Below are 20,668 nucleotides of genomic sequence, written 5' to 3'. Positions count from 1 at the left end.
CTATGCGGTACGATTCTGCAGGGTTCCCCTTGAGCGCGCTATCTCGACGCGCCCTTCTGACGGCTGCCGGCGCCGCGGCCGGCAGCGTTCTGCTGCCCGATCTTGCCTTCGCCAAGCAACCCTTCGACCAATGGGTGGAGAGTTTCCGCCCACGCGCGCAGAAGCGCGGGATCTCCGACGCGACCTACTCGCGCGTCATGAAGTCGATCCAGCCGGATACCTCGGTCTACGCGCTGGACCAGAAGCAGGACGAGTTTCACGAGGACACCTGGCAGTATCTCAACCGCCGCGTCTCCGACTGGCGCGTGCGGACCGGCAAGGAGAAACTTCGCGAGCACTCCGCTCTGCTCTCCCGCATCGAGCGCGAGTTCGGTGTCGACCGCTACACCATCGTCGGGCTGTGGGGTATGGAGTCGGCGTTCGGCGATGTCGTGCTCAATCCGAAGCATCAGCGGCCGATCATTCCGGCGCTCGCGGCGCTCGCTTGGGGCGATGCGCGGCGGCGGACCTATTGGGAGCAGGAACTTCTCAACGCGCTCGTGATCGTGGACCGCGGCTGGGCGCAGCCGCAGGAGATGCAAGGTTCCTGGGCCGGCGCGATGGGCCACACGGCGTGGATGCCCGAGGTTTGGCTCAACATCGGCAAAGACTACGACGGCGACGGCCGCATCTCGCCGTACAGCATCCCCGACGCGCTCGCGGGAACGGCGCGCTACCTCATCTCGCGCGGCAAATACGTCAAAGGCCAAGACTGGGGCTGCGAAGTTCGCGTTCCGCCTGGCATCAAAGCCGATCGCTCAACGACGCGTTCGCTCGATGCGTGGAAATCGGCCGGCGTGCAGCCGGCGGGACCGCGCGGCTTCCCGCGCCTCGGCAATGCGCGGCTGTGGCAGCCGGTCGATGGCGGTCCGGCTTTCTTGATCGGGCAGAATTTCCTCGCGGTGCGCTCGTACAATCCATCATTCAACTACGCACTCGCCATCGTGCATCTCGGCGACCGCATTCGCGGCGATGCTCCGTTCGCGCAGCAGTTTCCGGGCGGTGAGCGTGCGTTGACGCTGCCGGAAATTCAGGAAGTCCAGCAGCGCCTCACGCGGCTCGGCTTCGACACCGGCGGCACCGATGGCCGCGTGGGTCGCGACACGATGGTCGCCATCCGCAACTTCCAGAAGCGCGCCGGTCTTGCTCCGGCGGACGGCTATGCAGGCCTCAAGGTGCTAACGCGGTTGCGCCAAGGGCTGTGACGCGCGACCGCTTTCGGCGGAGGCGACGTCAACGATGCGCAGCTGCACGCGCTCGGCACCCTGCCAGCGGTCGACCGACAACGTTCCGGCGACGTGCACGGTCTGGCCGCGCCGCTCAAGCAGCGCGCGGCCGAGGTCTTGCCCAACAGCGCGGAAAGCTACGGCTTGCAAAAATGCGCCGTCCGGTGAGCGGAAACGCGCACGAACATGCGCGCCGCCAACTTCCTCGGCGAACGCGAGTGTGTGGCGCGGGAAAACCAACATCGGCTCAGGATTGCCGGAACCGAAGGGTCCCGCACTCGCAATCGACGCGATCAGCTCGCTGTTCGCAGCCGCAGCCGACAGCGCGCCGTCCACCAGCAGCGCATCGTTCTGACGCGCCGCATCGACAGCGTTCGCCAGTGCGCCTTCGAGGTGCGCACGGAAATCGCCGAGCGCTTCACGGCGCAACGTGATGCCGGCCGCCATCGCGTGACCACCGCCCTTCATGAGAATGCCTGACGTCATCGCGGCACGCACCGAGGTTCCGAGATCGACGCCGAGGATCGAGCGGCCGGAGCCGGTGCCGATGCCGTTCTCGTCGAAGGTGATCGCGAAGGCTGGACGCCCGTAGCGTTCCTTCAACCGCGCCGCGACTAGGCCGACAACACCGGGATGCCAGCCGTTGCCGGCCGCAACGACGACGGCGCCGCGTTCTTCGAGGCCGAGCGCGGCAAGCGCTTCGGCTTCCGCTTCGGCGAGCGTCTCTAGCTCGATCGCGCGGCGCTCCGTGTTGAGGCGGTCAAGCTCGGCGGCGCGTGCCGCGGCGCGCGTCGGGTCCTTCTCGAGCAGGAGTTCGACGCCGCGCTCGGCGCGGCCAATGCGGCCGCCCGCGTTGATGCGCGGGCCGAGCATAAAGCCGAGGTGCCACGGTTCCGGAGGACCGGTAAGCCGCGACGCGTCCATCAGCGCGGTGAGGCCGATGCTGTCGCGGCGCCGCATCGCGATCAGCCCTTTCTGAACGAAAGCGCGGTTCAGTCCTGTCAGCGGTGCAACGTCCGCGACGGTGCCGAGCGCGACGAGATCGAGCCAATCGAGAAGGTTGGGCTCAGGTCGCGTTGTGGTCCAAAAACCGCGCTGACGCAATTCGCGGTTGAGCGCGACGAGCGTGACGAAGACGAGACCAACCGCCGCGAGGTGGCCGAGGCCGGACAGACAATCCTGCCGGTTTGGATTGACGATCGCGGCGACGGCCGGAAGTTGCTCGCCGACCTGGTGATGGTCGATGACGACGGTCTGCAGGCCCAGCTTCGCGGCTTCCGCGAGCACCTCGATGCTCGTCGTGCCGCAGTCGACGGTGACGAGCAGTTTTGCGCCGCGGTCGCGCAGCGCGCGTATGGCTTCGATGTTCGGACCGTAGCCTTCGAAGATGCGATCCGGAATGTGGATAAAAGGATCGAGGCCGCAGTGGCTCAGAAAGCGAGTCAACAATGCGGCGGAAGTGGCTCCGTCGACATCATAATCCCCAAAGATAGCAATCTGCTCGTGGGCGAGGATGGCGTCCGCCAAGCGCGCCGTCGCAGCGCCCATGTCGGTGATGCAGTCCGGGTCCGGCAGCAAATCGCGTAACGAGGGATTGAGGTAGAGGCCCGCTTCGTCTGCGCCGACGCCGCGCCCGGCGAGCACGCGTGCGAGAAGATCGCCTGAGCCGAGGCGCTGGCCGATCGCGATCGCAGCCGCCTGCCCGCGCGCATCCAACCGGTCGCGCCAGAGGCGGCCGGTGAGCGATTGCGTCACGCCGAGGAAGGCTGGAATTCGTTCGGAAGTCATCCGCCGCTAACGTATGTGCTCGGCGGCGCTATCTCAATCGAGGTGGAATTTGTCGAGCTGGCGGTGCTCGGCGCGGATCCAGCGCACCGTGCCGGTGGCCGACCGCATCACGACCGTCTCGGTCTCGATGGTCTCTTTGCCGAAGCGGACACCGCGCAGGAACGACCCGCTGGTGACACCGGTCGCTGCAAATAAGCAGTCACCGCGCACCATGTCTTCGATCTGATAGAGCTTCTGCGGGTCTTTGATGCCCATCTTGGCGGAGCGCGTGCGCTTTTCCTCGGTGTCGAGGATGAGGCGACACTGCATCTGGCCACCGATGCAACGAAGCGCAGCCGCGGCGAGGACGCCTTCGGGTGCGCCGCCGATGCCAATATACATGTCGATGCCGGTCTCTTCCGGGTTCGTCGTGTGGATGACGCCGGCGACGTCGCCGTCCGTGATCTGGGCGATCGAGCAGCCGGTCTTGCGCAGAGCCGCGATGAGATCGGCGTGGCGCGGACGATCCATGACGAGCACGGTCAGATGTTCAGGCTTCACGCCCTTCGCCTTTGCGACAGCCGCAACGTTCTCAGCCGGCGAAGCGTCTAGGTTGATGACGCCTTTCGGGTAGCCCGGCCCGACCGCGATCTTGTCCATGTAGACGTCAGGCGCATTGAGCAACGTGCCGCCCTCAGCCATCGCCATCGTGGCGATCGATCCCGCCATGTTCTTCGCGCACAGCGTCGTGCCTTCGAGCGGATCGACTGCGATGTCGACTTTCGGGCCGCGCTTGAGGCCAACCTCTTCGCCGATGAACAGCATCGGCGCTTCGTCGCGTTCGCCTTCGCCGATCACGATCGTGCCTTGGATCGGAAGCTTATTGAGTTCGCGACGCATCGCATCGACGGCCGCCTGGTCGGCAGCTTTCTCGTTGCCGCGGCCGCGCAGACGCGCCGCCGACACTGCCGCACGTTCCGTCACGCGCACGAGTTCAAGCGTGAGAACACGTTCGATGGCCAGGCCCGGTTGTACCGTAATGTCTTGCGTCATGTTTCCTCAGGCTTTTTCGATGCGGATGAGTTGCGGTGTTCCGGCCACGACGCCGGCCGCAACCACGGCGGCCAACGCCCTCCGCACAGCATCTTCGTTTGTTGCGTAAGTCACAAGAATAACCGGCACAGAGGCCGATGCACTTTTCGGGTCGTCACCACCATGTGAACCCGGACGGCGCTGGACGATCGATTCCAGCGAGATGTCCTCTTCGGCAAGGTGATGCGCGATGGCGGCCGCAGTGCCGGGTTTGTCGACCGCGAGCAGGCGGATGTAGTAGCCGCCCTCGTGGTGCTGCATCGGCAACTTCGCGCTGGGCTTGAGCTGCGACGACGGCAAACCGAACGGCGGCACGTGGGTGCCGCGGGCGATATCGGCGAGGTCCGAGATCACCGACGACGCGGTGGCCATGCCTCCGGCGCCAGGTCCGACCAGGATGATTTCCTTCGCGGCATCGACATCAATCGCGACCGCATTGGTCACGCCCATGACCTGCGCGATGGCTGACGTTTTCGGCACCATGGTCGGATGGACGCGCTGCTCGATGCCCTGCTCCGTCTTCACGGCGACGCCGAGAAGCTTCACGCGATAGCCGAGTTCGTCGGCGGCACGGAGGTCTTCCGGCGCGATCGACGAGATACCCTCGACGTAGACGGCTTCGGGATCGACCGCGACGCCGAAAGCGAGGCTGGCGAGGATCGCCAGCTTCTGCGCGGTGTCATGGCCCTCGATGTCGAAGGTCGGGTCGGCTTCCGCATAGCCGAGACGCTGTGCGTCCTTGAGGCAATCGCCGAACGAGAGCCCCTCGAGCTCCATCCGCGTCAGGATGTAATTGCAGGTGCCGTTTAGAATGCCGTAGACGCGCGAAAACTCATTGCCGACAAGACTTTCGCGGAGAGTCTTCACAATCGGGATGCCACCCGCGACAGCGGCTTCGAAGGCCAGCTGAACATTGGAGGCCTCGGCGGCCTTGGCTTGGGCGACGCCGTGGCGCGCCAGCATGGCCTTGTTGGCGGTCACAACGGCTTTGCCGGCCTTGAGTGCGGCTTCGACGGCCGCCTTGGCGGGATCGCCCTCGCCGCCCATGAGTTCGACGAACACGTCTATCTCTGGATCGGTCGCGAGTTTCACCGGATCGTCGACCCAGCGGACGCCGTCGAGTTTAATGCCGCGGTCTTTGCGTGAACGTGCCGTAACGGCGACGAGCTGCAGCGGGCGCCCGCAACGGGCGCTAAGCGAAGTCGCGTGAGTATCGAGAAGGCGAACGACGGACGCGCCGACCGTTCCCAGGCCAGCGAGGCCTATTTTCAAAGGTTTGGACATCGTCAATTCACTGAAATACGCGCGGCTTCAACGCCGCGTGGCGAGGGAGACGACGTTGTGCATCGTTGCGGGCGCGGTTTCAAGGAAACGCCGGATGTTTCGTGCCGCCTGACGAATGCGCTGCTCATTCTCGACGAGAGCGATACGGACGAAGCCTTCGCCCTGCTCGCCGAAGCCGACGCCGGGGGCGACTGCCACATCGGCCTTCTCGACCAGCAGTTTCGAGAATTCGAGGCTGCCAAGCTCCCGGAACTGCTCTGGAATCGGCACCCAGGCGAACATCGAAGCGGACGGCGGCGGAACCGGCCAGCCCGCGCGCGTGAAGCTGTCGACCAGGACATCGCGGCGCTTGCGGTAGATATCGCGCATCTCTTGAATGCAGTCGTCCGGACCGTTGAGAGCTGCGCTCGCTGCAACCTGGACCGGCGTGAAGGCGCCATAATCGAGGTATGATTTTACGCGCGTGAGCGCGGAGATGACACGCTCGTTGCCGACCGCAAAGCCCATGCGCCAGCCCGCCATCGAATACGTCTTCGACATCGAGGTGAATTCAACGGTGACGTCGATCGCGCCCGGAACCTGCAGCACCGATGGCGGCGGGTTGTTGTCGAAATAGACCTCCGCGTAAGCGAGGTCCGACAGGATCAAGATGTTATGACGCTTCGCGAAGGCGACGAGGTCTTTGTAGAAATCGAGGTCGGCGACATAGGCCGTCGGGTTCGACGGATAGCAAACGACGACACCGATCGGGCGCGGGATCGAGTGGATCACGGCGCGTTCGAGCGACGCGAAGAATTCGGGGCCCGGCTCAGCCGGAACCGAGCGCATGACGCCGCCTGCCATCAGGAAGCCGAAGGCGTGGATCGGGTAACTCGGGTTCGGAACCAGAATGACATCGCCCGGCGCCGTGATGGCTTGCGCGACGTTGGCGAAGCCTTCTTTCGAGCCGAGGGTCGCGACAACCTGCGTGTCGGGATCGAGTTTCACGCCGAAACGGCGCGCATAGTAAGCCGCCTGCCCGCGACGCAGACCCGCAATGCCTTTGGACGACGAATAACGGTCGGTCCGCGGCTTGCCGATCGTCTCCTTCATCTTCTCGATGACATGCGCCGGCGCCGGAAGGTCCGGGTTGCCCATGCCGAGGTCGATAATGTCCGCGCCGCCGTTGCGCGCGATGGCCTTCACCTTGTTGACCTGCTCGAAGACGTAAGGCGGCAGACGCCGTATGCGGTGAAACTCTTCCATGGCTCGTAATCCTTGCCTCCCGGACGGGAGAAGAATCCTCATTTGCGGTTGCGCGAGAACCTTATTGATCGCACCGGACCCCGATGCAACAGCGATTTACCTCTATTGTTGAAGCGGCGAGGCCTGTTCGATCTGCTTGCGCCGTTGCGCCGCGGCGTCGGAGCGGCGTTTGACCATCTCGGCTTCGGCCTTAGCCTTCTGCTCCGGGGTCATTGCGGGTCCTTCCCGCCGGACAGTCGACTCGCCGACAGCTGGAAATTGGCTGGAGCGCTCTGTCGGCGCCGGGGTCTCGGCCGGTGCGCCGATGACCGGGGCTCGGCTCAAGGTGCTGCCGCAGCCCGCGAGGAGCGCCAACGCGGCTAGAAGCGCGAACGGTTTAAGGGGTGAATGGTGTCGGGGCATCGAAATCGCCAGTCGGAACGCAATACGGACGAGTGGCCGTTTATGGCCCCAATAAGCTTAAAATATGGAAACGGCTGTCTTGCCTCTCGCCTTGCAATCCTCGCGTGGTGGACGGGCTCTGAAGCGTCGACTAGCGCATTACCGTGGTGCGCTGCGTGATTGATTTTCCGATCTTGCGGTGATGCATTGGTTAAAAGATTGATTTGCGGACTCCGCATTGGTCCGGGAGGAATTTCATGAGCGACGATAAACCGGGAAAAACGCCGGAAACGCCGGCTGTCGATTACGAGGCGTTCGGGAAAAACTGGGCGAAGATGATGGAAGAAGGCAGCAAAGCCGTCGCTGCCTATATGGAGCCGCGTCAGAAAGGCGAGGTCTCGGACGACAAGAGCGCCGAATGGGGCGACGTCGCGAAGACCTTCGGCAAAGTCTATGAATTCTGGACGACCGATCCGAACCGCGCCAGCGAATTACAGACCGCTTACGGCAAACAGTATCTCGACCTGTGGACCGCGACCTTCAAACGGATGACCGGCGACACGCAGGCGCCGATCGTTTCGCCGGATGCGCGCGACAAGCGCTTCAAGGACGAGGAGTGGTCGACCAATCCGTTCTTCGATTTCCTCAAGCAGGCGTACCTGCTCAACACGCAAGTCGCCCAGCATGTCGTCAGCGACGCGGACACGCTCGACCCGCACACGCGCGCGAAAGCCGATTTCTATCTGAAGCAGTTCACCAACGCGGTGGCGCCTTCAAACTTCCTCTGGAGCAACCCCGAAGTCCTACGCGAAACATTCTCCAGCAACGGCGAGAATCTCGTGCGCGGCATGAAGATGCTCGCCGAGGATATCGTTGCGGGGCGCGGCGAACTGCGCATTCGCCAAGTCGACGCCGACAAATTTGAAGTCGGCCGCAATATGGCGCTGACGCCCGGCAAGGTGGTTTTTCAAAACGATCTGATCCAGCTCATCCAATACGAGCCGACGACGAAGACCGTGCAGCTGCGGCCGCTGCTGATCGTGCCGCCGTGGATCAACAAATACTACATTCTCGATCTCAATCCGGAGAAGTCCTTCATCCGCTGGGCGGTCGAGCAAGGCATCACGGTCTTCACGATCTCCTGGGTCAATCCGGACGAAACGCTCGCGGCGAAAACTTTCGCCGACTACATGACGGAAGGCCCGATCGCGGCGATCGACGTGATCGAAAAAATCACCGGTGAGAAAGAGATCAACACCGCTGGCTATTGTGTCGGCGGAACGATGCTCGCCTCGACGCTCGCCTATATGGCGGCGAAGAAGGACAACCGCATCGCATCTGCGACATTCTTCGCGACGCAGGTCGACTTTACGTATGCGGGCGATCTGAAAGTCTTCATTGACGAAGACCAAGTCGGCAACACCGAGAAGATGATGTCCGAGAAGGGCTACCTCGAAGGCAGCCGCATGGCGAACGCGTTCAACATGCTGCGCTCGCAGGAACTCATCTGGCCGTATGTCGTGAACAACTACCTCAAGGGCAAGCAGCCGATGGCGTTCGACTTGCTCTATTGGAATTCCGACGCAACGCGAATGCCGGCGGCGAACCACGCTTACTATCTGCGCAACTGCTACCTCGACAACAAACTCGCCAAGGGCGAGATGGAAATCAACGGCGTCAAGCTCGACCTCGGTAAGGTCAAGGTGCCGGTCTATAATCTCGCGACCAAGGAAGACCACATCGCACCGGCGAAATCAGTCTTTGTCGGCGCGCAGTTGTTCGGCGGCCCGGTGCGTTACGTGATGTCGGGCTCCGGGCACATCGCGGGCGTCGTCAACCCGCCGTCGCTGAAGAAGTATCAATACTGGACCGGCGGCAAGCCCGATGGCGAATTCGAGGCTTGGCAGGCGAAGGCGACTGAGATCCCAGGGTCGTGGTGGCACGACTGGCGCGACTGGCTGGTCGATCACGACGCCAGCGAAGTGCCGGCGCGCGTGCCGGGCGCCGGGAAATTCAAGCCGATCGAGGATGCGCCGGGCAGCTACGTCAAGGCGAAGGCCTAACGGAACCGGCACCGGCGCCCGGACGTTGCTTCCCGAGCAACCGGGAGGGACTTATGGCGCCGAAGCGTCCGCGCAAGGAAAAGACCAGCAGCGTTTCGCCGACCGGCGAGCGGCCCGCTACACAGCAGCAGGTGCTGCAGAAGCAAGGCGATGCCAAGCCGCTCGAAAGCTTCGAAGACGCGGCAGATCGCGGTAGCGACGACGCCAAGCTATTGGTGAAAGATCAGCCGGCCCGCGAGGAGCAGATTTAAGCGCAATCGCAACCAGGCGTAGTCGCCCGCCACGCTCTCGCTACTCTAGCTGCGTTTTCGTCGCGGCTTCGACCTCATAGAAGGCCATGTCGCATGACGCGACGCTGGCTGCTCTATGACCGTCGAAAAAGAACGACAAGCAAGCGACGCAGGCCTTGCAGGTTGGTTTTCTAGATCCGCATTGCGATGGAGCCTCACGCTCCTTGTCGCGACGACATGGATGAGCGGAGCGTTCTTCGCAACCTACATCCTACTCTACTTCGGCGGCAGTTTTTTTCGCGGCCACGCTACACTCTGGAACGCCGGGCATCCTGGTCTTTTCGACGCGGCGACGCCGTTGACGACACTTTTCATGGCAACGCATTTGCTATCGGGCGCAGGGATTCTTCTGCTTGGACCGATTCAGCTGCTAACGCGGCCGCGAGGCACGGTTTCGCTGCTGCATCGCTGCGCTGGGCGTCTCTACGTTCTGCTCGCGGTGATCGTTGGTGTGGTCGGCCTCACTTTTACACTCGTCAAAGGGACTGTCGGCGGCCCTCCCATGACGTTTGCATTCGGCATCTCGGGGGTGCTGATCCTAGTCGCCGCAGAGCGCACCTTCACCTACGCGCGGGCACGCCGGACCGAGCTTCACCGCACCTGGGCCATTCGGCTCTTCGCCCTGGCGATAGGCTCATGGGTTTACCGGATGGAATACGGCCTTTGGTATCTCGCCGGTTTGCGCCACGTCGGACACACGAGCACGTTCACGGGGTGGTTCGACCAGATCATGAACTTCTTCTTTTACGTTCCCAATCTGATCGTAGCGGAGTGGATTATCCGTAAGTGGGAAACGATCGACCGCCCCGCGCGACGATTCGGCGCGGCTGCTGTTCTTCTGACAACGAGTATTTTGGTCGGCGTCGTAACGGCATCGGTCGTTGCCGGCCGATGGGCTCCGCGCGTGGTGAAAGCGCTGACCGTTTCCGCGCATTGATAGTAACTCGCGCCCGCTCTGGTAGAGTGCTGCCGAAACAAGGCAGCGCGAATGGACTGGCTCAATATCCTCTTCAAGCGTGACGGCACGCTCGCCCAGGCGCCGTTTTGGTATGCGGTGCTTGGCGTCTATGTCGCGGGACTCGCATCGCAGACTCTGTTGTCGGGCGCTGTTGCATCGAAAGCCTCGACCATTCCGTTCGCGCTCTCGCAAATTCCTCTGCTCTGGGCGTGGAACGCAATCCACACCAAACGACTGCGCGACGCCGGTTTGGCGCAATGGCCCGTGACAGTGCTCACCATTCTGTTCGCGATCTTCATGATGGTTCTCATCGTCGGGATGACCGTGTTCCTGCTTTTGCAAAACGGCAGGACCGGCGTTGAAGGCGGCGTCGCCGGCAGCACGTTTGCGTTCTATATTCTCATTGCGGTGGGCAGTATCTTGTTCGGCATCATCGATCCTTCCGGGATGACACCGATCGTGCTCGGTTTGCTGTTCGTGATGTTCGGGCCGAGCCTGATGGCGATTGCATTCACGATCTGGGTCGGCACGCGGCGCAGTCTCGTTCCGCAGATCGCGACGAGCGTGCCGCAATGACGCGTGTGCATGTGTTCGTGCGTGGCCGCGTCCAGGGCGTCGGTTATCGGGCGTGGACGGCAGACGAAGCAGCGGCGCGTGGTCTGACTGGCTTCGTTCGCAACCGGCGTGACGGAAGCGTCGAGGCATTGCTCGTTGGTGACGAGACGAGCGTTCGGGCGATGATCGGCGCGATGCGCAGCGGGCCGCCGATGGCGCGGGTCGATGCGATCGAGGAAGACACACCGGCTTCAGAAGTCTTGCGGCTCGCCGGCGATGGCAGATTCGAGATGCTGCCTACGGCTTAGCGTCGACAGCCGGTCCAAACAGCGGCTCAAACGACGCACGTAGCGCGAGGTCAGCGTCGGCCAGCGTCACCGGCAATCCCAAATCAGTGAGGCTGGTGACGCCGTGGCGCGGATCGGTGACGCCGCACGGCACGATGCCGTCGAAGTGCGCCAGGTCCGGATCGACGTTGAGGCTGATGCCGTGCATCGTTACCCAGCGCCGCACACGCACGCCAATAGCGGCGATTTTGTCCTCGCGCCCCTCGCCTTTCTCAGGCCGTCGCACCCAGACGCCGACGCGATCCTCACGGCGTTCGCCACGCACGTTGAACGCGCCCAGCGTCGCGATCAGCCATGCTTCCAACGTCGCGACGTAGCGGCGAACGTCGGGGCCACGGCGCTTAAGGTCGAGCATCAAATAAGCGACGCGCTGGCCGGGCCCGTGATAGGTCGCCTGCCCGCCCCGTCCGCTGCGATGGACCGGGAACGGCGCCAGGCTGAGGTCCTCGTCATGCGCGCTGGTGCCGGCCGTGTAGAGCGGCGGGTGTTCAAGCAGCCAGACGAGTTCCGAGGCCTCCCCAGCCGCAATGGCCTCGGCACGGGCCTCCATGAAGCGCACGGCCTCCGCATAGTCCTGCGCGGCCTCGCTGATAAGCCACTCCACGGGCGGCGCATCGGGCGTGGCCCGCATCCCAACGGTGAGGTCGGCGCGGACGTTCATCGCTCTGATGTCGCGTGCGTTTCCGCTTCCGTCAATGGGCGCAAGTTTTTCGGCTTTCAGCCTTGTACCCCCGGCATCGATTTGTTACATGCACGCGGCCTTAGCGGGTTCGCCTGCTGGACTGGCTTGCGGCCGTGGCGGAATTGGTAGACGCGCTGCCTTGAGGTGGCAGTGGGTAACACCGTGGAGGTTCGAGTCCTCTCGGCCGCACCAAGCCTTCCTGGGACACCCCGGTAGGCTTGCCCCGATGGGGCGATGAAATCCTCGCGACAAAACGATAAATCCGGTTGCGAATCGAGCCAGATCGGCCGATTTCCCAAACGTCACGCGTGGGTCATAAACTCACCGTAACGCCCTATTGTATCTTCGATTTACCCCTCAGATGACGAGGCGCCGATGGCCGCAGAGGCAGAAACCAAAGCGCTGCCCATCCGCGACGCGGAAGGCGCCCTGCTCAGCGCATTCGTCGAGCGCGTCACAACGGCCATCGAGAGCGGCGAAAAGGACCTCGTTCTCCGCGCGGTCGGCGATCTGCACGAATCCGATTCCGGCGACCTCATCGAAGCGCTCGATCCGGACCTGCGCCCTCGCCTCGTCGAGCTCATGGGCTCGGCCTTCGATTTCACTGCGCTGACGCAGGTCGACGACGCGATCCGCGAAGAAATCCTCGATGAGCTAGAGCCCGAAACGGTCGCGGCGGGCGTTGCCGAGCTCGACTCGGACGATGCCGTCTACCTCCTCGAAGATCTGACGCGCGACGAGCAGACCGAGATTCTCGACAAACTGCCGGCGCCGGAGCGCGTCGCGCTCGAGCGCAGTCTGCTCTATCCGGAAGAGTCGGCTGGCCGCCGCATGCAGACCGAGTTCATCTCGGTCGCACCGTTCTGGACCGTCGGACAGACGATCGATCACATGCGCGAGACCGACGATCTGCCGGAGCGCTTTTACGAAATCTACGTCGTCGATCCGGCGCATAAACTCATTGGTACCGTATCGCTCGACCGTCTGCTGCGGACGAAACGCCCGATATCGATTTCGGAGCTGGTCGACAAAAATCACCGCTCCGTGCACGCGACGGACGATCAGGAAGAAGTCGCGCGCTTCTTCGAACGCTACGACTTGATCGCCGCGCCAGTGGTCGACGATGACGGGCGTCTTGTCGGTGTGATGACGGTCGACGACGTCGTCGACGTGATCGAGGACGAAGCCGACGAAGACTTGAAAGCACTCGGCGGCGTGCGCTCTGCCGAAGAACTTTCCGACAGCGTGCTTTACACAGCGCGCAGCCGCTTTCCGTGGCTATTTGCGAACATGCTCACGGCGTTTCTTTCGGCCTTCGTCATCTCGCGCTTCGAAGGTTCGCTGGAGAAGATGGTGGCGCTGGCCGTGCTGATGCCGATCGTTGCGTCGATGGGCGGCAATGCGGGCACGCAGACGATGACGGTCGCGGTGCGCGCGCTCGCGACACAGGAACTTGGACGCAGCAACGCGTGGCGCATCATCCGACGTGAAGTTTCCGTCGGCGCGCTCAACGGCCTCGCCTTCGCGCTGATCATGGGAAGCTGCGCGGCCTTCGTCTTCTCGAACCCCGGCCTCTTCGTCGTGATGGCGCTCGCCGTCATCACGGTGCTGACGGCCGCAGGGCTCGGGGGGATCTTGATCCCGCTCGGGCTGGAGAAACTCGGCGTCGATCCGGCGGTGTCGTCAGGGCCGTTCGTGACGACGATTACGGACGTCGTCGGCTTCTTCTCGTTCCTCGGAATCGCGACGCTGTATTTTCACTTGGGGTGAAATAGGGTCGCATTGACCAGTCAATGACGCAGCCATTGGCCGTGTAGTGGTCAGCAGTGACCGGCCACTCAGTTAATCGTCACACCGCCGTCGATGACCATCACCTGACCGGTCATGAAGGTCGAGGCGTCGGAAGCGAGGTAGGCTGCGGCCGGTGCGATTTCGTTCGGCTGGCCGATGCGGCGGAGCGGCGTTTCGGCTTCGCGGGCCGAGCGCATCTCTTTGTCTTCCCATAGCGCCTTTGCAAAGTCGGTCTGAACCAAACCGGGCGCGATGCAGTTGATGCGGACGTTTTTCGGGCCCCATTCCAAAGCGAGCGAACGCGCGAGCGCGAAGTCGGCCGCCTTCGACACGCAATACATGCCGATCACTTCGCTGCCGCGCAGGCCGCCGATCGACGAGACGATCACGACCGAGCCGCCGCCGCGCGAAGCCATGCCGGGCATCACGAGGTTGCAGAGCCAGAGGTTGCTCTTCACGTTCGAGCCCATGATCTTGTCGAAGGCTTCGTCCGAGAGGCCGGACATCGGGCCGTAATAAGGGTTCACGGCTGCGTTGCAGACAAGGACGTCGATCTTGCCCCACTTCTTCTCGGTTTCGGCGACAAGCGCTTCGACTTCATTGCGGCGCGAGATGTTGCACGGGATGACGATGGCTTCGCCGCCGGATTTATTGATGCCGTCCGCAACCTCCCGACAAGCCTCGGCCTTGCGGCTGGACACCACGACCTTCGCGCCGTGTGCCGCGAGGGTTTCGGCAATCGCGCGGCCGATGCCGCGGCTCGATCCGGTGACGATGGCGACTTTGCCGGTGAGGTCGAAGGGGTTTTTCATCTCGAGCGTTCCTCTGTCGTGTTTTGGAGGCCGCCCTCGTCCTTCGAGACGGCCCATCGGCTGCGCCGAAGGCCTCCTCAGGATGAGGGCGGACCACTTCGGCAGTTATCCGCGACCGGAAAAGCCGACGGGTCACGGAGCGACCCGGCGGCGTGTCGCAGGATCGAGGCCCGGAAAGCCTAAAGCGATGCGGGCAGCAAGCCGCCGGGCTGAGCCGCGACGTAAGCGAGGTGATGGTCGGCATCGCCGAACGCGAGGTCGATCATCGTCATGCGCTTGAAGTAGTGGCCGACCTTGAGCTCCATCGTCATGCCGACGCCGCCATGCAGCTGCACGGCATTCTGGCCGATGAATTTGCCGGAGCGGCCGATCTGCACCTTCGCGGCCGCGATCGCCTTGTGGCGCTCGGCTGCGTCTTTCTCGGATGCCATCATGGTCGCGTAGTAAGCCATGCTGCGCGCCTGTTCGAGCGCGACGAACATCTCGGCTCCACGATGCTGCAGCACTTGGAACTGGCCGATCGCGACGCCGAACTGCTTGCGCGTCTTGAGATACTCGATCGTTTCCTTGTGCATCGCTTCCATTGCGCCGACGGCTTCGGAGCAAAGCGCCGCGATGGCTGCGTCGATAACCTGCGCGATGACCGGGCCGGCCTTGCCGGCCTCGCCGATCAGTGCGTCCGCACCAACCTGCACGCCCGCGAGCGTGATCTCGGCACCGCGCTGCATGTCCTGCGTCGGGAAGCCACGGCGCGAAACGCCCTTGGCACCCGCATCGACGATGAAGAGGCTCAGGCCATCCTCGTCGCGCTGGCCGCCGGCCGTGCGGGCGCTGACGATCAACTTCTGCGCGCTGTCGCCGTGCAGCACGAGGGCTTTTTCTCCATCAATCACCCAGCCGTCGCCGGACTTCTTCGCGGTCGTCTTGACGTCGAAGATGTTGTAGCGCGACTGACGCTCCGCATGCGCGAAGGCAAGGCGCAACGAACCGTCGGCGACGGCCGGAAGGATTTCGCCCTTCTGCGCATCGCTGCCGGCCGTGTTCACGATGCCGCCGCCGAGGATGACGGTCGCGAAATAGGGCTCGAGGACGAGCGAGCGACCGATCGACTCCATAACGATCATCGTCTCGACAGCGCCGCCGCCGAGGCCGCCGTGTTCTTCGGCGAACGGGATTGCGAGCACGCCGAGTTCGGCGAGCTGCGTCCAGATTTCCGGGCTGAAGCCTTCGGCGTGTTTCGCGTGCTTCTTGCGCGCGTCGAAGTCGTAGCGGTTGGACAGCAGTTTATCGACGCTGTCCTTGAGCATGCTCTGCTCTTCGTTGAGATCGAAATCCATTGAGGCGGTTACCTAGCGATACAAATTTGAAGCGGGCCGTCCCTCGTCCTTCGAGACGCCCGGTCGGCTGCGCCGACTCGGGCTCCTCAGGATGAGGGCGGAAGAAAAGCTGTACGTTTCCCCTCATCCTGAGGAGGCGCCCGCCGGCAAAGCCGGCGGCGCCGTCTCGAAGGAGGGCCGAGGCGTCAAAGTCCCAACACCGCCTTCGCGATGATGTTCTTCTGAATCTCGTTGGAGCCGCCGTAGATCGACGTCTTGCGATAATTGAAATACTGCGGCGCGAGCGGCGCTGCGTATTCCGGACCGACCGGCGGCTCGTTCCAACCGTCCTCGTGTTCGGGTTCGAACGGCAGCGCGTACGGGCCGATAACTTCGACGAGAAGCTCGGTCGTTGCCTGCTGCAGTTCCGAGCCCTTGATCTTCAGGATCGAGGACGCCGGATCGGGCTTGCCCTTACCGCGTTTAGCTTCACCCGCAACGACGCGGAGCTGCGTCATCTCGAGCGCTTTGAGTTCGATCTCGACTGCCGCGAGTTTCTCGCGGAAGCGCGGATTGTCGATGACGCGATCCTCACCGTCGAACTCAAGCGAGGCGAGCTCCTTGATACGGCGGATACGCTGCTTCGTCGCGCCGACGCGCGCAATGTTGACGCGCTCGTTGGAGAGCAAGAACTTCGCGTAGTCCCAGCCCTTGTTCTCCTGGCCGACAAGATTTTCGACCGGTACGCGGACGTCGTCGAAGAACACTTCGTTGACCTCGTGGCCGCCGTCGATCGTCTGGATCGGGCGCACCGTGATGCCCGGCGTCTTCATGTCGATGAGCAGGAACGAAATGCCTTCCTGCTTCTTCGCCGCCGAGTCGGTGCGGACGAGCATGAAGATCCAGTCGGCGTGCTGCGCGAGCGTCGTCCAGGTCTTCTGACCGTTGACGATGTAGTGGTCGCCGTCGCGCTTCGCGGTGGTCTTGAGACCGGCAAGATCGGAGCCTGCGCCCGGCTCCGAGAAGCCCTGGCACCACCAGTCGTCGATGTTGGCGATGCGCGGCAGAAACTTCTTCTTCTGCTCTTCGCTGCCGAATGTGTAGATGACCGGGCCAACCATGTTGACGCCGAACGGCAGCGGCGGCGGTGCCGGTGCGGTCTGCATCTCTTCGAGGAAGATGTACTGCTGCGTCGGTGTCCAACCGGTGCCGCCGTATTCGACGGGCCACTGGAAAACCGCCCAGCCCTTCTTGTTCAGCGCGCGTTGCCAATCGACGATGGCCTGCTTGCCGTTGTGCTCGCCGGCTTCGAGCTTCTTGCGCGTTTCTTCCGGGAGGTTCTCCTTGAAGAAAGCACGCACCTCGTCGCGGAACTTGAGTTCCTCAGGTGTGAATCGCAGATCCATCTGGATCTCCTTCGATCAATTGATTTCGAACAGTCCGGCAGCGCCCATGCCGCCGCCAATGCACATCGTCACCACGGCGCGCTTGGCGCCGCGACGCTTGCCTTCGATGAGCGCGTGGCCGGTGAGGCGCGCGCCGCTCATGCCATACGGATGCCCGATCGAGATCGCGCCGCCGTCGACGTTGTACTTTTCCGGATCGATGCCGAGCTTGTCGCGCGAATAGAGGCACTGGCTCGCGAAAGCTTCGTTGAGTTCCCAGATGTCGATGTCGTCGACCGTCAGGCCATAACGCTTAAGCAGCTTCGGCACAGCGAAGACCGGGCCGATGCCCATCTCGTCCGGCTCGCAGCCTGCGATCGCGAAGCCGACGAAGGTGCCAAGCGGCGTGATGTTGCGGCGGATGGCTTCCTTCTCGCTCATGATGACCGAGGCGGAGGCGCCGTCCGACAGCTGGCTCGCATTGCCGGCCGTAATGAAGCCGCCTTCGCGAACGGGCTTCAAGCCGGCAAGACCTTCGGCGGTCGTCTCCGGACGATTGCCTTCGTCCTTCGTCAGCGTGACGGGCTGGAAGCTCTCGGCCTTAGTCTCCTTGTCGACGAACTTCTGCACCGACGGAAGCGGCACGATCTCGGCGTCGAAACGGCGCGCCTGCTGCCCAGCAGCGGTGCGGCGCTGGCTTTCGAGCGCGTATTCGTCCTGCTGCTCGCGCGTCACGTTGTAGCGCTGCGCGACGTTGTCGGCCGTTTCGATCATCGACATGTAAAGGTCGGGCTTGTGCTCGACGATCCACTCGTCCTTGACGACGACCGTCTTGCCATCCTGCACGAGGCTGCAGCTATCGAGGCCGCCGGCGACGATGGTGCCCTCGCCTGCCATGACGCGCTGCGCGGCCATCGCGATGGTCTGCAGGCCCGACGAGCAGAAGCGGTTGACGGTGACGCCACTGGTGGTCACCGGAAGGCCGGCGCGGATGGAGGCAAGGCGGGCGACGTTCTGACCGGTGGCACGCTCCGGCATGGCGGTGCCGAGGATCACATCTTCGATGTCGGCCGGATCGAGGCCGGCGCGCAGCACCGCGTGTTTGACGACATGGCCGCCGAGGTCCACGCCGTGCGTGTTGTTGAAAGCGCCACGATAAGCACGGCCGATCGGCGTGCGTGCGGTCGAAACGATGACGGCCCTATCCACGGTGTATCCTTTGCGTTGAATTTTGAATTCTTGAACGATGTAAGATCGCGCGCCACGCCGAGCGCGGCGCGCGATGGATGCGTTAAGCCGCTTTCTTGATCGGGCTGACGCCGAGCGACGAGAAGCCTCTGCCCTCAGCCGCGAGGCGCTTGAGCAGCGCGGCCGGCTGAAGGTGTTCGTTGCCGGATTCCTTGGCGTAGCCTTCCAGCTTCTCGACGATGTACGGCAGACCGACGAGGTCGGCGTAGAACATCGGGCCGCCCTGCCAGACCGGCCAGCCGTAGCCGTTCACGTAGACGACATCGATATCGCTCGGACGCATCGCGATGCCCTCTTCGAGGATGCGCGCGCCCTCGTTGATCATCGAGAAGATGAGACGCTCGCCGATCTCCTGCTGAGAAATCGGACGGCGCTTGATGCCGGCGTTCTTCGACGCGTTGACGATGATCTGCTCGGTGACTTCGTCCGGGATCGGCGTGCGCGAACCGCCTTCGTAACGATAGACGCCGGAGCCGGTCTTCTGGCCGTAGCGGCCAAGCTCGCAGAGCGAGTCGAAGATTTCCGACTTCTGGCCCATTGCCTTGCGGATACGCCAGCCGATATCGAGACCGGCAAGATCGCTCATCGCGAACGGACCCATCGGGAAGCCGAAGCCGGTCGTGGCCGCGTCGACTTCCTGCGGCAACGCGCCTTCAAGCAGCAGCGACTCCGCCTCGATACCGCGGGCTTTGAGCATGCGGTTGCCGACGAAGCCGTGGCAGACGCCGACGATGGTCGGCACCTTATTGATCTTGCGCGCAACGTCGATCGCGGTCGCGAGTGCTTCGTCCGACGTGTTCTTGCCGCGCACGATTTCGAGCAGCTTCATCACGTTGGCGGGCGAGAAGAAGTGCATGCCGAGCACGTTCGGCACGCGGCCTGTGGTCGCCGCGATCTCGTCGACGTTGAGATACGACGTGTTGGTGGCGAGGATCGTGTCGGGGCGCGTCACCTTCTCGAGCTTGGCGAAGACTTCCTTCTTGATCGGCATTTCCTCGAACACGGCCTCGATCACGAGGTCGGCGTCGGAAAGATCGTTGAAGTCGGTCGAGCCCTTGATAAGGCTCATGCGCTTGTCGAGATCGGCCTGGCTGATGCCGCCGCGGCGCATCGTGTTTTCGTAATTCTTGCGGATGATGCCGAGGCCGCGATTGAGCGCTTCTTCGGTCATCTCGACGATGGTCACCGGAATGCCGGCGTTGGCGAAGTTCATGGTGATGCCGCCGCCCATCGTGCCGGCGCCGATGACGCCCGCCTTTTTGACGGTCTTCGGCTTTACGTCCTTCGACATGTCGGGGACTTTGGCGGCTTCGCGCTCGGCAAAGAAATAATGCCGCTTCGCCTTCGACTGATCGCCGACGACGAGTTTCATGAAACCTTCGCGCTCGCCCTTGAGGCCTTCGTCGAACGACTTCGTGATGGCGCCGCGCAGCACTTCTGTGGTGACGACCGGAGCTTCCTCGCCGCGGTTCTTCTTCGAGTTCGCCGCGATGATGTCGTTGAACTTGTCGGGGTTTGCTTTGAGGTCAGCGATCTTCTCTTCGCGATCACGGACGCGGACGAGCTTGGCGCCCTCGGCGACTTTCTTCTTCGCGAATGCGATTGCGCCGGCGAGCAGATCGCCGTCGATGATCTCATCGACGATGCCGTGCGCGAGCGCATCCTTGGCGGAGATCGGATCGCCCGAGATGATCATCGGGAACGCCTTCTCCATGCCGGCGAGGCGCGGCAGACGCTGGGTGCCGCCTGCGCCGGGAAGAATGCCGAGCTTGATTTCCGGCAGACCGACCTTTGCGGTCGCGACGGCGACGCGGAAGTGGCAGCCGAGCGCGGTCTCGAGGCCGCCGCCGAGCGCAGTGCCGTGGATCGCCGCGACTGTCGGCTTCTGTACGTTCTCGATCGTCGCGATGACTTCGGAGAGACCCGGCTCCTTCGGCGGCTTGCCGAATTCGGTGATGTCGGCGCCAGCGATGAAAGTACGGCCCGCGCAGTTCAGAACGATCGCTTTGACGTTCGCGTCGGCGCCGGCTTTTTTGAATGCATCGAGCAAGCCAGCGCGCACTTCGTGCTTGAGCGCGTTCACTGGAGGATTATCAACCGTGATAACGGCAACGTCGCCTTCGTTGCGAAGGGATACAACACTCATCAAATGACCTCCCGGAAAATGTGGCGGCACGTTGCTGCGAG

General features: G+C 63.2%; 18 protein-coding genes and 1 tRNA gene. 8 read left to right on the top strand and 11 right to left on the bottom strand.

Annotated features, from left to right (window positions below):
• The first annotated feature begins 2 nt into the window (after window positions 1–2).
• Window positions 3–1,244 carry a lytic murein transglycosylase gene (locus GJW30_RS14555; RefSeq protein ID WP_096356538.1) on the top strand — a complete coding sequence of 414 codons (1,242 nt, stop codon included), beginning with the start codon at window positions 3–5 and terminating at the stop codon, window positions 1,242–1,244.
• Here the strand turns inward: GJW30_RS14555 and recJ are convergent.
• From recJ to GJW30_RS22845, 5 genes are all read right to left on the bottom strand, one after another.
• On the bottom strand, window positions 1,218–3,053 hold the full coding sequence (recJ, locus tag GJW30_RS14550) for a single-stranded-DNA-specific exonuclease RecJ (RefSeq protein ID WP_096356536.1): 1,836 nt from the start codon (window positions 3,051–3,053) through the stop codon (window positions 1,218–1,220). The two genes, GJW30_RS14555 and recJ, sit on opposite strands and share 27 nt — an antisense overlap.
• 33 nt (window positions 3,054–3,086) lie before the next feature.
• The gene (glpX, locus tag GJW30_RS14545) at window positions 3,087–4,085 is read right to left on the bottom strand and encodes a class II fructose-bisphosphatase (protein WP_096356534.1); all 999 of its coding nucleotides are present in this window, start codon (window positions 4,083–4,085) and stop codon (window positions 3,087–3,089) included.
• 6 nt (window positions 4,086–4,091) lie between these two features.
• Entirely contained in the window at window positions 4,092–5,408 is a 1,317-nt protein-coding gene (locus tag GJW30_RS14540; protein ID WP_096356532.1) for a homoserine dehydrogenase, read from the bottom strand.
• Window positions 5,409–5,435: 27 nt separating this feature from the next.
• Window positions 5,436–6,653, bottom strand: coding sequence for an LL-diaminopimelate aminotransferase (locus tag GJW30_RS14535; protein ID WP_096356530.1), 1,218 nt, complete (start codon window positions 6,651–6,653; stop codon window positions 5,436–5,438).
• Between the two features lie 102 nt (window positions 6,654–6,755).
• Window positions 6,756–6,977 carry a hypothetical protein gene (locus GJW30_RS22845; protein WP_130364482.1) on the bottom strand — a complete coding sequence of 74 codons (222 nt, stop codon included), beginning with the start codon at window positions 6,975–6,977 and terminating at the stop codon, window positions 6,756–6,758.
• Window positions 6,978–7,291: 314 nt separating this feature from the next.
• On the opposite strand from GJW30_RS22845, the gene GJW30_RS14525 reads away from it, so the two are divergent.
• The 5 genes from GJW30_RS14525 (at window position 7,292) to GJW30_RS14505 (ending at window position 11,208) form a co-directional block, all read left to right on the top strand.
• On the top strand, window positions 7,292–9,097 hold the full coding sequence (locus GJW30_RS14525) for a PHA/PHB synthase family protein (protein WP_096356526.1): 1,806 nt from the start codon (window positions 7,292–7,294) through the stop codon (window positions 9,095–9,097).
• A 53-nt stretch (window positions 9,098–9,150) separates the two neighbouring features.
• Window positions 9,151–9,348 (top strand): hypothetical protein, encoded by a 198-nt coding sequence (locus GJW30_RS14520; protein WP_096356524.1) that lies wholly within the window; start codon window positions 9,151–9,153, stop codon window positions 9,346–9,348.
• A 115-nt stretch (window positions 9,349–9,463) separates the two neighbouring features.
• Window positions 9,464–10,324, top strand: a complete 861-nt coding sequence (locus GJW30_RS14515; protein ID WP_096356522.1) for a DUF2306 domain-containing protein — start codon at window positions 9,464–9,466, stop codon at window positions 10,322–10,324.
• 51 nt (window positions 10,325–10,375) lie between these two features.
• The gene (locus tag GJW30_RS14510; protein WP_096356520.1) at window positions 10,376–10,921 is read left to right on the top strand and encodes a DUF805 domain-containing protein; all 546 of its coding nucleotides are present in this window, start codon (window positions 10,376–10,378) and stop codon (window positions 10,919–10,921) included.
• Window positions 10,918–11,208 carry an acylphosphatase gene (locus GJW30_RS14505; RefSeq protein WP_096356517.1) on the top strand — a complete coding sequence of 97 codons (291 nt, stop codon included), beginning with the start codon at window positions 10,918–10,920 and terminating at the stop codon, window positions 11,206–11,208. Before GJW30_RS14510 ends, GJW30_RS14505 begins: the two co-directional genes overlap by 4 nt.
• Here GJW30_RS14505 and lipB read toward each other — a convergent pair.
• Window positions 11,198–11,908: a lipoyl(octanoyl) transferase LipB gene (gene lipB / locus GJW30_RS14500; protein ID WP_096356515.1), complete on the bottom strand. Its 711-nt coding sequence runs from the start codon at window positions 11,906–11,908 to the stop codon at window positions 11,198–11,200. The two genes, GJW30_RS14505 and lipB, sit on opposite strands and share 11 nt — an antisense overlap.
• A 128-nt stretch (window positions 11,909–12,036) precedes the next feature.
• On the opposite strand from lipB, the gene GJW30_RS14495 reads away from it, so the two are divergent.
• Together GJW30_RS14495 and mgtE are read left to right on the top strand one after the other, a co-directional pair.
• Window positions 12,037–12,121 (top strand) — tRNA-Leu (locus GJW30_RS14495).
• 183 nt (window positions 12,122–12,304) lie between these two features.
• Window positions 12,305–13,699 (top strand): magnesium transporter, encoded by a 1,395-nt coding sequence (gene mgtE / locus GJW30_RS14490; protein WP_096356513.1) that lies wholly within the window; start codon window positions 12,305–12,307, stop codon window positions 13,697–13,699.
• A gap of 68 nt (window positions 13,700–13,767) precedes the next feature.
• Here the strand turns inward: mgtE and GJW30_RS14485 are convergent, their stop codons facing one another.
• The 5 genes from GJW30_RS14485 to GJW30_RS14465 all read right to left on the bottom strand — a co-directional run bounded on the left by GJW30_RS14485 (window position 13,768) and on the right by GJW30_RS14465 (window position 20,630).
• Window positions 13,768–14,532, bottom strand: coding sequence for an SDR family NAD(P)-dependent oxidoreductase (locus tag GJW30_RS14485; protein WP_096356511.1), 765 nt, complete (start codon window positions 14,530–14,532; stop codon window positions 13,768–13,770).
• A gap of 179 nt (window positions 14,533–14,711) precedes the next feature.
• Window positions 14,712–15,869, bottom strand: a complete 1,158-nt coding sequence (locus GJW30_RS14480) for an acyl-CoA dehydrogenase family protein (protein WP_096356509.1) — start codon at window positions 15,867–15,869, stop codon at window positions 14,712–14,714.
• 185 nt (window positions 15,870–16,054) lie between these two features.
• Window positions 16,055–17,254, bottom strand: coding sequence for a pimeloyl-CoA dehydrogenase large subunit (gene pimC, locus GJW30_RS14475; protein ID WP_096356507.1), 1,200 nt, complete (start codon window positions 17,252–17,254; stop codon window positions 16,055–16,057).
• Between the two features lie 15 nt (window positions 17,255–17,269).
• A complete protein-coding gene (locus tag GJW30_RS14470; RefSeq protein ID WP_096356505.1) occupies window positions 17,270–18,442 on the bottom strand; it encodes an acetyl-CoA C-acyltransferase in 1,173 nt (390 codons plus the stop codon).
• Between the two features lie 82 nt (window positions 18,443–18,524).
• Window positions 18,525–20,630: a 3-hydroxyacyl-CoA dehydrogenase NAD-binding domain-containing protein gene (locus tag GJW30_RS14465; RefSeq protein ID WP_430727077.1), complete on the bottom strand. Its 2,106-nt coding sequence runs from the start codon at window positions 20,628–20,630 to the stop codon at window positions 18,525–18,527.
• Window positions 20,631–20,668 lie beyond the last annotated feature (38 nt).

The organism is Variibacter gotjawalensis, assembly GCF_002355335.1.
Classification (GTDB): domain Bacteria; phylum Pseudomonadota; class Alphaproteobacteria; order Rhizobiales; family Xanthobacteraceae; genus Variibacter; species Variibacter gotjawalensis.
The sequence above is the reverse complement of the archived record's forward strand: the minus strand, read 5'-3'. Positions and strand labels throughout refer to the sequence as shown.

Coding starts and splice junctions, on each gene's coding strand:
- GJW30_RS14485 (WP_096356511.1), bottom strand. CDS start 14,532: ATGAAAAACCCCTTCGACCTCACCGGCAAAGTCGCCATCGTCACCGGA.
- GJW30_RS14555 (WP_096356538.1), top strand. CDS start 3: ATGCGGTACGATTCTGCAGGGTTCCCCTTGAGCGCGCTATCTCGACGC.
- GJW30_RS14480 (WP_096356509.1), bottom strand. CDS start 15,869: ATGGATTTCGATCTCAACGAAGAGCAGAGCATGCTCAAGGACAGCGTC.
- GJW30_RS14540 (WP_096356532.1), bottom strand. CDS start 5,408: ATGTCCAAACCTTTGAAAATAGGCCTCGCTGGCCTGGGAACGGTCGGC.
- recJ (WP_096356536.1), bottom strand. CDS start 3,053: ATGACTTCCGAACGAATTCCAGCCTTCCTCGGCGTGACGCAATCGCTC.
- GJW30_RS14505 (WP_096356517.1), top strand. CDS start 10,918: ATGACGCGTGTGCATGTGTTCGTGCGTGGCCGCGTCCAGGGCGTCGGT.
- glpX (WP_096356534.1), bottom strand. CDS start 4,085: ATGACGCAAGACATTACGGTACAACCGGGCCTGGCCATCGAACGTGTT.
- GJW30_RS14520 (WP_096356524.1), top strand. CDS start 9,151: ATGGCGCCGAAGCGTCCGCGCAAGGAAAAGACCAGCAGCGTTTCGCCG.
- mgtE (WP_096356513.1), top strand. CDS start 12,305: ATGGCCGCAGAGGCAGAAACCAAAGCGCTGCCCATCCGCGACGCGGAA.
- lipB (WP_096356515.1), bottom strand. CDS start 11,908: ATGAACGTCCGCGCCGACCTCACCGTTGGGATGCGGGCCACGCCCGAT.
- pimC (WP_096356507.1), bottom strand. CDS start 17,254: ATGGATCTGCGATTCACACCTGAGGAACTCAAGTTCCGCGACGAGGTG.
- GJW30_RS14525 (WP_096356526.1), top strand. CDS start 7,292: ATGAGCGACGATAAACCGGGAAAAACGCCGGAAACGCCGGCTGTCGAT.
- GJW30_RS14535 (WP_096356530.1), bottom strand. CDS start 6,653: ATGGAAGAGTTTCACCGCATACGGCGTCTGCCGCCTTACGTCTTCGAG.
- GJW30_RS14515 (WP_096356522.1), top strand. CDS start 9,464: ATGACCGTCGAAAAAGAACGACAAGCAAGCGACGCAGGCCTTGCAGGT.
- GJW30_RS14510 (WP_096356520.1), top strand. CDS start 10,376: ATGGACTGGCTCAATATCCTCTTCAAGCGTGACGGCACGCTCGCCCAG.